Raw genomic sequence first — 11522 nt, forward strand, 5'->3', positions numbered from 1 at the left:
GTCATACCTTCTTTCTGAGAGATGCGAAGTAGCTTGAAAACAGGCCGCGCGCCGCCATGACGACAATCATCAGCACGCCCCAGAGCGCCGTTGCCAGATGCTGGTTGGCGCCGAGAAGATTGAGGCCGGATGACAGAAGCTGCAGAACGATAAGCGCGACGAAGACCGGCAGGACACGACCGAAACCGCCGAACGGATTGATGCCGCCGAGAAAGGCCGCCAGCACCGTGATCAGCAGGTAGGATTCCCCGTGGCCGACACGGACAGAGTTGAAACGGGCAAGCATGATGATGCCGGCAACCGCACACATCAGACCGGAGAGCGTGTAGACGAGAACCTGGATCTTGCGCGTATTGAGGCCGGAATAACGCGCGGACTCGATGTTCGAGCCGATCATCAACAGGCCGAAGCCGAGCTTGGTTCGCGTCAGCAGCACATGCCAGAGGCCGACGCAGACGATGAAGATCAGAAGCGGGATCGGCAGACCGAGAAGCGTGCCATGACCGAGCGGCGCCATATAGGCGGGGAAACCGGAAACGTCTCCGCCACGGGTGAGAAACTCGCCAAGGCCACGCAGGAAAATCATCATCGACAGCGTCACCAGAATGGGGTGCGCGCGGGTGTAGGCAATCGCCGCCCCGGTCATGGCTCCGGCAGCGCCGCCGGTTACAAATGCGGCAAGGCAGGCAAACAGGAATGCACTCGGCGGCGCATCCACCCCGCCATGGGCCTGCAACACCCAGGCTGCGGCGAGACCTGACAGATTGGCGGCGAAGGTGACGGATAGATTGATGCCGCCCGTCAGCAGCGGCAGCAGCATCGCCAGTGTCAACAGACCGAGTTCCGGCAACTGGAAGGCGACCGAACCGAATGTCGCGAGCGAGAGAAAGTTATCGGCAAAGGTTCCGAAGATGAGCATGACTGCGATGAAGGCAATCACCGGCCCAGCCATGTCCGCACCGAAAACCGCGTTGAATTTCCTGACAAGGCTGCTCATCGCTGGGCGCTCCCCTTCTTTGCGGATGTCCGTAAGGCGCTCGGCAGGAGCTTGTCGAAGCGGGTGGAAGAAAGCGTGATGGCGATGAGGATGATGGCACCGACGATCATCTTGAAGGCAAAGGGAGAAACGCCCATCAGGTTGAGGCCGTTCTGGGTGATGGACACCATCAGCACCCCGAGCACACAGCCGATGACGGAGCCCTTGCCGCCGCCAAGCCGTGCACCGCCGAGGACGGTTGCGGCAAGAACATCCAGCTCGCGGCCATAAAGCGCGTTCGGCACCACCTCCTGCGCGTAATGCGCCTGCATGAGCCCGGCAATGCCCGCCATCAGGCCGAGCCAGCCGAAAGAAATGTAATGCATCGCGCCGATATTGATGCCGAAGCGGCGAGCGCCTTCCGGGTTGTCGCCGAAAGCATAGAGTTTGCGCCCGACGGTGGTGCGGGAAATCATGAACCAGGTGGCGACACAGCAGAGGATCATGACGACAACGGGCAGCGTCAACTCCACCCAGGAACCGTCAGACATCTCACGCTCATAAAATACCACCCGCGTCGACAGCCACTCCGGCAGGTCGTAGATCGACACGCCCTTGGTGAAGAACATCAGCAGCCCGAAGAAGATGTTGAAGGTGGAAATGGTCGCGACGATGGAAATGATATTGAGCCGCCAGACGAGGAAGGCATTGACGAAACCGAGACCGAGGCCAACGGCGCCGGCGATGATGAAACCTTCCGCCCAGTTGCCGCCGCCGAGCGCATTGAGCGCCAGCACCGTCACATACTGGACGACGGAGGCTGCGACCGCGAAGGAGATGTCGATGCCGCCTGAAATCAGCACCACGAGAAGGCCAACCGCGAAGATGATATTGACTGCCGAGACATTCAGCACGTCGAATGCATTGGAAATGGTGAGAAAGCGGTCCGTCGCAAAGGACAGTCCCGTGCAGAGCAGCACCATGACCACAAGCAGGGTGAATTCGGTCGTATGTCCGAGGATGAGCCTACGCATAGATGGCGGACTCCAGTTCGGTAAGCGACAGGCGTCGCGGATCATGGGTGGCGTGGAACCGGCCTTCGACCATGTGGATGACCCTGTCTGTATTGAAATAAACTTCCGGCGCTTCGTCGGAGATCACGATGATCGAGAGACCTTCTGCGGCGAGCTTGCGGACGATTTCGAAGATGCCGGCGCGAGCGCCGACATCGACCCCCACAGTCGGCGCATCGAGAATGAGGATTTTCGGCCCGATCGCCAGCCACTTGGCAATCGCCACACGCTGCTGGTTGCCACCCGAAAGCGTGCGGATCGGATCTTCCGGCAGGCCGATCTTGACGCCGAGCGCCGAAATCCAGCGGGAAACGACATCCGCCTTTTTAGAGGGTGAGATCAGGCCGCCGCTCAGCAGCCGGTCCAGCGAGGCCATGACGAGATTGTCGGCAATGGACTGCGGCTGGTTCAGGCCAAGCGAAAGCCGGTCTTCGGAAAGATAGGCGACGCCCGCCCGGATCGCATCGCGGTTGGAATGAAAATCCACCTTCTTGCCGTCAATCAGCACTTCACCCGATTGCGGCCGATGCATGCCGAACAGTGTCAAAGCCAGTTCCGTGCGGCCGGCTCCGAGCAGGCCGGTAATGCCGAGCGTTTCTCCCCGCCGCAGATCGAACGAAACATCCTCGAACTCGCCGGCCCGGCTCAGCCCGCGCACGGAGAGAACGACGGGCTTGTCATCGTGATCGGCGGCAATGACGGCGCTATCGAAATTGCGGCCGGTCATCAGCTCTGTCACCCGTGACTGAGTCATGCCTTCGACGGGGAAAACCCCGACAAGCGACCCATCCCGCAGCACGGTGATGCGGTCTGAAATCTCAAGCACTTCCGCTAGGCGGTGCGAGACGAAGACAACCGCGACACCCGAGGCCGACAGGTTGCGGACGATGTCGATCAGGTAATCGGTTTCCGACTGCGTGAGCGACGCGGTCGGTTCGTCCATGAAAACGAGCCGCGCTTCCCCGACCAGCGCGCGGGCAATCGCCACGATCTGACGCTGGGCGATCGGCAGTTCCTTGAGCGGCTTGTCGAGATCGATCTCGACGCCGAGCCGCGCTAGCGCCTTTTCGGCAGCCTGTTCGATGGCGCGTTTGTCGACCAGCCCGTATTTCCCATTCACCGCGTACTGAAAGCCGATATTCTCAGCCACCGTCATTTCATCGAACAGCGCCAGATCCTGCCAGATCACCTGGATACCAAGCGATTGCGCAAGCGTCGGGTTCATTGCCGTTATCGGCTTGCCGTCGAAATAAAGTTCGGCATCGCTTTCCGGCGTGTAAACGCCCGTTATGACCTTGATCAGCGTGCTTTTGCCGCAGCCGTTTTCACCGGCAAGGCAATGCACTTCACCCGGATTGACCTCGAAAGAAACACCCTTCAGCGCGCGGACGCCGCCGAAGGTGACTTTGACATTTTTAAGGGACAGGAGCGGTTCTGCGCTCATGATAATGTAAATCTCCTTCGCCGCGGCAGCATTGCAGACGTGGCGCTCGGCATGTTTTCCAGATGAAGCGTCGCGCGAGTATTACACCTCGCGCGACGCCTTGGCCTTGGGGAGGATCAGAGGCCCATGGAAACGAGCTTGTCGATGCTTTCCTTGTCGATCTTCAAAAGCTGGTCGACGACGATGGTGTTACCCTCGGGATTGATGGTGCCGAGACCTTCGATATTGTCGCCGGCCTTGGGTGTTTCGCCCTTGGCGATACGGTCGGCGAGCGTGATGAAGACTTCACCGGCCTGCTTCGGGTTCCACATAAAGCCGCCCGTCAGCGCCCCCGACTTGATCAGCTTGGCGCCCTGCCCCGGCGAAAACGGGCCGATGACGAAGACCTTGCCATCCTTGCGTCGCTCTTCAACGGCACGCCCGGCACCGATCGGTCCCTGCGAACCGAAGGCGAGGAAACCGCTCAGATCGGCAGTGGCGGACATCAGGTCAAGCGCCGTCGAACGGCTCTTGTCGAGGTCCTCTGCTACGCCATAGCGATCGCCAACGAGCTTCATGTCCGGATAATTGGCCTTGATGTAAGCGATGGCGGCATCCGCCCAGGCATTATGAAGCGGAACCGTAAGCGAACCGACGAAGACGGCATAGGAGCCCTTGCCGCCCATCTTTTCAGCCAGCAGCTTGCCATGCGCTTCGCCGAAGCCCTTGGCGGAAGCCAGTTCGAAATCCCAGTCAGCGCCGAGCTGCTTGGGCGATTCATGGGTGATGACCTTGATGCCGGCGGCCTGGGCCTTTTTCAGCACCGGCTCCAGCACCTTTGCATCATTGGGCACGACGCCAATGAAATCGACCTTCTGGGCGATCAGGTCTTCGATGGCGCGGACCTGCAAGGCGGGATCGGCGCTGGTCGGGCCGACCATGAAACCGTCAACGCCGAGCTTCTTGCTCTGCTCCTTGATACCAGCCTCCATGGCATTGAACCACGGAATGCCACCGATCTTGACGACGACGCCCACCTTCGGCCCTTCGGCGAAGGCTACGGACGAGAGCAGCGCGAGCGACAGGCCGACCGCTGCAGCAATAATTTTCTTCATGATGTTCCTCCTCAAAAAACTAGGCAAACGAAACCCGCCGCAGCCATTTTTCATCTGGCGCGTTCAAAATTTCTCATCTCGCTTATTCGAGACTCTCCCTTGCCACTCCCACAGCAACCATCTTGCACAATCGATATTGCCAAGTTGCACAATCGATGGTGCAATAACCATATCATGAAGCGCCCTTCCGTCAAGGGGATGTGTGCTCTAATAATTGGAATCAGTTGGGGAGATCACAGTGACGGGTATAACTTCCAAGAAAGCCACCATTTATGACTTGTCGATATTGTCGGGCGCATCAGCCTCGACAGTGAGCGCGGTGTTGAACGGATCGTGGCGCAAACGGCGGATTTCGGAGGAGACTGCCGACAAGATTCTCTCGCTCGCCAAGGCGCATCGCTACACCACCAACCTGCAGGCCCGCGGTTTGAGGAGTTCAAAATCCGGTCTCGTCGGGCTTCTGGTGCCCATTTATGACAACCGGTTCTTTTCATCGATGGCGCAGACATTCGAAGGGCAGGCACGCAAACGCGGCCTGTCACCCATGGTGGTCTCCGGGCGGCGCGATCCCGAAGAAGAACGCCGCACCGTGGAGACCCTGATCGCCTATTCGATCGATGCCCTCTTCATTGCGGGCGCGACCGATCCCGATGGCGTGCATCAGGTCTGCGCCCGCGCAGCACTGCCGCATGTCAATATCGACCTTCCCGGCAAATTTGTGCCCTCCGTCATTTCCGACAACAGGCACGGTGCGGAAATACTGACATCCGCAATCCTTGCCCATGCGGAAAAAGGCGGACCTCTCGGCCCTGACGACGTCATCCTGTTCGGCGGTCATGACGACCACGCCAGCCGCGCCCGTATAGATGGCTTCCACGCCACCAAGGCCGCCTATTTCGGGGTCGATAACGGGGACGATATCGAAATCACCGGCTATTCGCCACGCATGACGGAACTGGCTTTCGAGCGTTTCTTTGAACGCAAAGGCCGCCTGCCCCGCTGCTTCTTCGTCAATTCATCGATCAATTTCGAAGGCCTGCTTCGTTTCATGGGGCGTCATGACGGCGAGGCGTTTGGCGATATCGTTGTCGGCTGTTTTGACTACGACCCGTTCGCATCGTTCCTTCCTTTCCCGGTCTACATGATCAAGCCGGATATAGCGCAGATGCTCAACAAGGGCTTCGAACTTCTGGCAGAGAACCGGACCGAGCCCGAAGTCACCATTATCGAACCGACACTCATTCCGCCGCGAACCGCTCTCGAAGGCCCGCTCGATGACATATGGGATCCCCTTGCATTACGCCGCATGGCGCGATGACAAGCGAAATGCCACTTGACCTCAACAGCGCTTGAGGTCGTACCGATTGCAGGGTGCTTCACCATTGCAACGGGATAGTGATGATAGAAAAACTCATGAGAATGCTTGAAGACGGACGGGACGGTCCGCTCCTGCGCTTTTCAATCGCGAAGTCTCTGGCTACGACGGGGCAGTTCGAAGATGCCGCCCATCATCTCCAGGCGGCCATCCGGCAGGATCCCGACTATTCCGCGGTCTGGGCCGAACTCGGCGAATGTCGCGCACGGCTGGGAGATGACGACGGCGCCATTGCGGCATGGGTGGAAGGCATCTTGGTGGCCATCAGGCGAGGCGACATTCAGGCCAAGAGGCAGATGGAAGTCCGGCTGCGACGTTTGCGGTCACGCAGCCTGAAGGGTGTCAGTTGACGAGACGCGAACCCGGTCGATTCGTTGCCGCAGCAATCGAGCCCATGCGCTAAAAAATCGCCGGAAGGTTAGCCAGATTTCATAAAACTGGCTATGATCGCCTGAAAAATCACGGGAGGCGGCTGTCCAGAGCCGGTGGTTTATGGGTTTTTCTGATCACATCAAGGAAATCGAGCACGTCGGGCAAGGCAGGAACACCGGCCGGGATGCGGTGGTGCTCGAATCCTGGCGGCGTTGTCTTGATACCTATCAGCTGGATCCAGCAAAGGCGCGAGAAGCGGTCATCGTCTCGGAGACGTGTCTGCGTGAGCACCGCCAGCGGGCGGAAGACCTCGTCCATATCGCCCGTTCCGGCCTGGAACGACTGTATCGGCAGGTGGCGGAGCAAAATTACGTTCTTCTTCTTTCGGATCGACAAGGGGTGACGGTCGAGTTTCTGGGCGACCCGTCATTCAATAACAATCTCCGCAAGGCCGGGCTTTACCTCGGCTCGGAATGGTCGGAACCGCGTGCCGGCACCTGCGCCGTCGGCGCCTGCATCGCCACCGGCGAGGCGCTGACGATCCATCAGACCGACCATTTCGATGTGACGCATACGCCACTCTCCTGCACGGCTGCGCCGATCTACGATACGCAGGGCGCATTGACGGCGGTGCTGGATATTTCGCTCCTGAGTTCACCGATCCTCAAGACGAGCCAGAACATGGCGCGCCATCTGGTTTCATCGACCGTGCGAAGAATCGAACTGGCAAATCTGATGGCCAGCAGCCGTCATGATCTCGTGCTGCGCTTTGCAGGCGCCCCCGAATTTCTGGATGTCGATCCCGAAGCGGCCCTGTCGGTGGATGGTTCCGGCCGGATTACGGGCATGACGCATGCCGCCGCCCGCCTTCTCGCCGCATCGCGCGGGCTTGACTGGCGCATGCCGGAACGTCTCCTCGGGGAGCGGGTGGAGGAGTTTTTCGAAGCCGGCTTTGACGAACTTGCTTCCCTCACCCGGTCAAGCCTGCCGCAGGAAAGGCGCATCGTCGTGAAGGACGGCACGGTTCTTTATGCGCACGCGATCGAACCGCAACAACGCCGGTCGACCGTGCCGCTTGCCCGTCCAAAATCCCAGCCAGTCATGACAGAGATCGGCGGCGATGGGCCGGCGGTTCGAAATCTCAGGCGCAAGGTGGAAAAACTGGCGCCTGCAAAACTGCCGATCCTACTGCAGGGCCAGACCGGAACCGGCAAGGAGCATCTCGCACGTATCGTCCATGACGCCAGCGGCGTTTCCGGGCGCTTCGTCGCTGTCAATTGCGCCGCCATTCCCGAACAGCTGATCGAGAGCGAATTGTTCGGTTATCTGCCCGGGGCCTTCACGGGCGCGTTGGCGAAAGGACGCAAGGGACTGGTGGAAGAGGCGCAGGGCGGGACGCTTTTCCTCGACGAGATCGGCGACATGCCGTTTGCGGCACAAAGTCGGCTGTTGCGGGTGCTGGCCGAAGGCGAGATCCTGCCCGTTGGTGGCTCCACACCGCAGAAGGTGGATTTCAGGGTAATTTCGGCATCGCACCGCCCCTTGAGCGACATGGTTCGCACCGGTGCATTCCGCGAAGATCTCTATTACCGTCTGAATGCGGCCGTGTTGACCTTGCCGGCGCTGTGCGAGCGTGATGACTTCCTCTGGCTACTCAATAAAATTCTCGAAAAACATGGGCTGCCTGATCGTCCCCTCACGCTGTCCAACGCCGCCCGGATGTTGATCCTCGGCCATCGCTGGCCCGGCAATATCCGCGAGCTGGACAACGCGATAGCCTTTGCCGCTGCCCTTTGCGACGACGGGCTGATTACGGCGGAAGACCTTCCCGATCATCTCGCCTCCGCAACGTCAGCAACCTTGATTGACAGTCATGGCGCGGACCTCGGCGCGCTTCTCGCCGCCTGCAACGGCAATGTGTCGGAGGCCGCACGCCGGCTCGGCATTGATCGCACGACGATGCACCGGCGAATGCGACGCCTCGGCATCGGAAAACCTCACTAGAACAAGTGAGGCATACGCCACGCCTGTTGCGCCACAGCTGTGGCGCCATACAAAACCGGCATTCTGGTAAAACCCCGCAATTTTGGGCTTCCGGCACGGCAAACCGTGCTGGCACGGGCATTGCACCTTCTCCGGCATCAAGAGCCATTGAGGAGAAAACATGCGCGCGCTCAGATTTCATGCAGCAAAGGACCTGCGGGTTGAAGTCATTCCCGAGCCGAAACGGCCGGGGCCGGGACAGGTTCTCGTCCGTAACCGGTTCGTTGGTATCTGCGGCACCGATCTGCATGAATATAGTTACGGCCCGATCTTCATACCCACCGAACCGCACCCCTTTACCGGCGCCTATGGCCCGCAAATCCTCGGTCACGAATTCGGCGGTGTCGTGGAGGCCATCGGCGAAGGCGTGACTTCGGTGAAGGTGGGAGACCGCGTTTCGATACAGCCGCTTGTCATGCCGCGATCCGGCGATTATTTCGCGGATCGTGGCCTATTTCATCTCAGCACGCAGCTGGCGCTGGTCGGTCTCAGCTGGGATGGCGGCGGCATGGCGGAAGCCGCACTCGTCAACGAATATAACGTCCAGAAGATTCCCGACGGGATGACGGATGAAGAGGCGGCACTTGTCGAACCTTCGGCCGTCGCCGTTTATGCCTGCGACCGCGGCGGAGTCACCGCCGGTAACAGCGTTCTGGTCACAGGCGCCGGCCCGATCGGCATGCTGACGCTTCTGGCAGCGCGTGCGGCCGGCGCCGCGCAGCTCTTTGTATCCGATCTCAATGATGCCCGTCTTGACCTTGCCCGCAGCGTCATTCCCGATGTCATCACCATCAACCCGAAGCGGGAGAATGTCGGCGATGTCGTGCGCTCGGCAACGGAAGGCAATGTGGGCTGCGATGTCGCCATTGAATGCGTGGGCAATGAACATGCGCTCAAGGCCTGCGTCGATGCGGTGCGCAAACAGGGCGTCGTCGTCCAGACCGGGCTGCATCCGCATGAAAACCCGATCGACTGGTTCCAGGTGACATTCCGCGACCTGGAGATCAAGGGCTCATGGGCCTATCCGACCCATTACTGGCCGCGGGTCATCCGGCTCATCGCCTCCGGGCTGCTGCCGGCGACGAAGATCGTTACCAAACGCATCACGCTCGATACGGCCGTGTCGGAGGGATTTGACGCCCTGCTCGACCCCGCCGGTACCCATCTGAAGATCCTGATCGATCTTTCGAAATAGGCTTTTGCCTCTGTTTGCCGGGAAGAGGAGCCCGGCATGCAGAGGCCACTAGCTTTCGGGGGCGACGATTTCGCCGCTCCACCATCAGACCAAGCAGCATGGAGGAGATGAATATGCTTGATGTCAGTCCTGCCACCAAAATCGACACGGTTCTTTCGAAACTCGGCAATGCGCTGGAAAATGGAGACATAGACGCGGCCATCAACCTGTTTCAGGCCGATTGTTACTGGCGCGACCTCGTAACCTTCACCTGGAATCTGAAGACGCTGGAGGGCCGTGAGCAGATCCTCGACATGCTGACGAGCCAGCTTTCCGCCATCAAACCCTCGGGCTTCGTGCAGGATGTGAAGGAGCAGGCTTCGGAAGGTGGCGGTGTCACCGAAGGCTGGTTCGAGTTCGAAACCGGGGTTGCCCGTGGTTACGGCCACATCCGCCTGAAGGACGGGCTCATCTGGACCCTGCTCACCACAATGAGCGAACTCAAGGGCCACGAAGAACCGAAAGGCATTCGCCGGCCCATGGGCGCCGAACACGGCCATGACCGCAACCGCCGAACCTGGAAAGAAAAACGTGAGACTGAGGCCGCCGAACTCGGCTATTCGGAACAGCCCTATATCGTCATCATCGGCGGCGGACAGGGTGGCATTGCACTCGGCGCCCGCCTGCGCCAGCTCGGCGTGCCAACGATCATCATCGAAAAGAATGAACGGCCGGGCGACAGCTGGCGCAAGCGCTACAAGTCGCTCTGCCTGCATGACCCCGTCTGGTACGATCACCTGCCCTACATTCCCTTCCCGGAAAACTGGCCGGTCTTCACGCCCAAGGACAAGGTGGGTGACTGGCTGGAAATGTACACAAAAGTCATGGAGCTGAATTATTGGGGCTCCACCACCTGCAAGTCGGCCCAATATGACGAAGCGACGGGCGAATGGACCGTGGTTGTCGACCGCGCCGGCAAGGAGGTCGTGCTGCGGCCGAAACAGCTGGTGCTGGCGACTGGCATGTCCGGCAAGGCGAATATTCCTAAACTACCCGGCCAGGATATCTTCAAGGGCGAGCAGCAGCATTCCTCGCAGCATCCGGGTCCGGACGCCTATGCCGGCAGGAAGGTCGTTGTCATCGGTTCCAACAACTCCGCCCATGACATCTGCGCGGCACTTTGGGAGGCCGGGGCTGACGTTACCATGCTGCAGCGTTCCTCCACCCATATCGTCAAATCGGACTCGCTGATGGATATCGGTCTCGGCGACCTCTATTCCGAGCGGGCGGTGGCAAGCGGCATGACGACGCGTAAGGCGGACCTTATCTTCGCATCCCTGCCCTACAGGATCATGCATGAATTCCAGGTTCCGGTTTACAACCGAATCCGCGAACAGGATGCCGATTTTTATGCCGCACTGGAGAAGGCTGGCTTCATGCTCGATTTCGGCGATGACGAGTCCGGCCTCTTCATGAAATATCTGCGCCGTGGGTCGGGTTATTACATTGATGTCGGGGCCTGTGACCTCGTAATCGACGGCTCGATCAAGCTGAAATCCGGGGTGGATATCTCGCACCTGACGGAAAATGCTGTTGTGCTAAAGGACGGCACGGAACTGCCCGCCGATCTGGTGGTCTATGCGACCGGTTATGGTTCAATGAACGGCTGGGCGGCCGATCTCATTTCACGTGAGGTGGCGGACAAGGTGGGCAAATGCTGGGGGCTCGGCTCCGACACAACCAAGGACCCCGGACCATGGGAAGGTGAACAGCGCAATATGTGGAAGCCGACCCAACAGCAGGCCCTATGGTTCCACGGCGGCAACCTGCATCAGTCCCGCCATTACTCGCAATATCTGTCGCTCCAGCTCAAAGCCAGGCAGGTTGGCCTGAAGACACCGGTTTATGGGCAGCAGAAGCCGCACCATCTGTCCTGATCCGGCCCAAGCATCGGCCCGCCTCATTGAGACG

General features: G+C 59.7%; 9 protein-coding genes. 5 read left to right on the forward strand and 4 right to left on the reverse strand.

The genetic code is table 11. The features are described 5' to 3' along the window. Position 1: 1 nt before the first annotated feature. From AC1ROR_RS22615 to AC1ROR_RS22630, 4 genes are all read right to left on the reverse strand, one after another. Entirely contained in the window at positions 2 to 997 is a 996-nt protein-coding gene (locus AC1ROR_RS22615) for an ABC transporter permease (RefSeq protein ID WP_498590809.1), read from the reverse strand. Next, positions 994 to 2010 (reverse strand): ABC transporter permease, encoded by a 1017-nt coding sequence (locus AC1ROR_RS22620; protein ID WP_060727206.1) that lies wholly within the window; start codon positions 2008 to 2010, stop codon positions 994 to 996. Before AC1ROR_RS22620 ends, AC1ROR_RS22615 begins: the two co-directional genes overlap by 4 nt. Then, entirely contained in the window at positions 2003 to 3493 is a 1491-nt protein-coding gene (locus AC1ROR_RS22625; protein ID WP_498590810.1) for a sugar ABC transporter ATP-binding protein, read from the reverse strand. Before AC1ROR_RS22625 ends, AC1ROR_RS22620 begins: the two co-directional genes overlap by 8 nt. Positions 3494 to 3609: 116 nt before the next feature. Further along, complete coding sequence (locus AC1ROR_RS22630) at positions 3610 to 4587, reverse strand: substrate-binding domain-containing protein (RefSeq protein WP_498590811.1); 978 nt, start codon at positions 4585 to 4587, stop codon at positions 3610 to 3612. Between the two features lie 238 nt (positions 4588 to 4825). On the opposite strand from AC1ROR_RS22630, the gene AC1ROR_RS22635 reads away from it, so the two are divergent. From AC1ROR_RS22635 to AC1ROR_RS22655, 5 genes are all read left to right on the forward strand, one after another. Further along, positions 4826 to 5905, forward strand: coding sequence for a LacI family DNA-binding transcriptional regulator (locus AC1ROR_RS22635; RefSeq protein WP_080839316.1), 1080 nt, complete (start codon positions 4826 to 4828; stop codon positions 5903 to 5905). Positions 5906 to 6000: 95 nt separating this feature from the next. Next, entirely contained in the window at positions 6001 to 6312 is a 312-nt protein-coding gene (locus AC1ROR_RS22640; protein WP_498590812.1) for a tetratricopeptide repeat protein, read from the forward strand. A 142-nt stretch (positions 6313 to 6454) separates the two neighbouring features. Next, positions 6455 to 8338 (forward strand): sigma-54-dependent Fis family transcriptional regulator, encoded by a 1884-nt coding sequence (locus tag AC1ROR_RS22645; RefSeq protein WP_498590813.1) that lies wholly within the window; start codon positions 6455 to 6457, stop codon positions 8336 to 8338. 160 nt (positions 8339 to 8498) lie between these two features. Next, positions 8499 to 9572 (forward strand): 2,3-butanediol dehydrogenase, encoded by a 1074-nt coding sequence (locus AC1ROR_RS22650; protein ID WP_498590814.1) that lies wholly within the window; start codon positions 8499 to 8501, stop codon positions 9570 to 9572. 113 nt (positions 9573 to 9685) lie between these two features. Next, positions 9686 to 11488 (forward strand): NAD(P)/FAD-dependent oxidoreductase, encoded by a 1803-nt coding sequence (locus AC1ROR_RS22655; protein ID WP_498590815.1) that lies wholly within the window; start codon positions 9686 to 9688, stop codon positions 11486 to 11488. Positions 11489 to 11522: the final 34 nt, after the last annotated feature.

The organism is Agrobacterium sp. GW821-FHT14E08 (assembly GCF_058803865.1).

Coding starts and splice junctions, on each gene's coding strand:
- AC1ROR_RS22615 (WP_498590809.1), bottom strand. CDS start 997: ATGAGCAGCCTTGTCAGGAAATTCAACGCGGTTTTCGGTGCGGACATG.
- AC1ROR_RS22655 (WP_498590815.1), top strand. CDS start 9,686: ATGCTTGATGTCAGTCCTGCCACCAAAATCGACACGGTTCTTTCGAAA.
- AC1ROR_RS22630 (WP_498590811.1), bottom strand. CDS start 4,587: ATGAAGAAAATTATTGCTGCAGCGGTCGGCCTGTCGCTCGCGCTGCTC.
- AC1ROR_RS22645 (WP_498590813.1), top strand. CDS start 6,455: ATGGGTTTTTCTGATCACATCAAGGAAATCGAGCACGTCGGGCAAGGC.
- AC1ROR_RS22650 (WP_498590814.1), top strand. CDS start 8,499: ATGCGCGCGCTCAGATTTCATGCAGCAAAGGACCTGCGGGTTGAAGTC.
- AC1ROR_RS22620 (WP_060727206.1), bottom strand. CDS start 2,010: ATGCGTAGGCTCATCCTCGGACATACGACCGAATTCACCCTGCTTGTG.
- AC1ROR_RS22625 (WP_498590810.1), bottom strand. CDS start 3,493: ATGAGCGCAGAACCGCTCCTGTCCCTTAAAAATGTCAAAGTCACCTTC.
- AC1ROR_RS22640 (WP_498590812.1), top strand. CDS start 6,001: ATGAGAATGCTTGAAGACGGACGGGACGGTCCGCTCCTGCGCTTTTCA.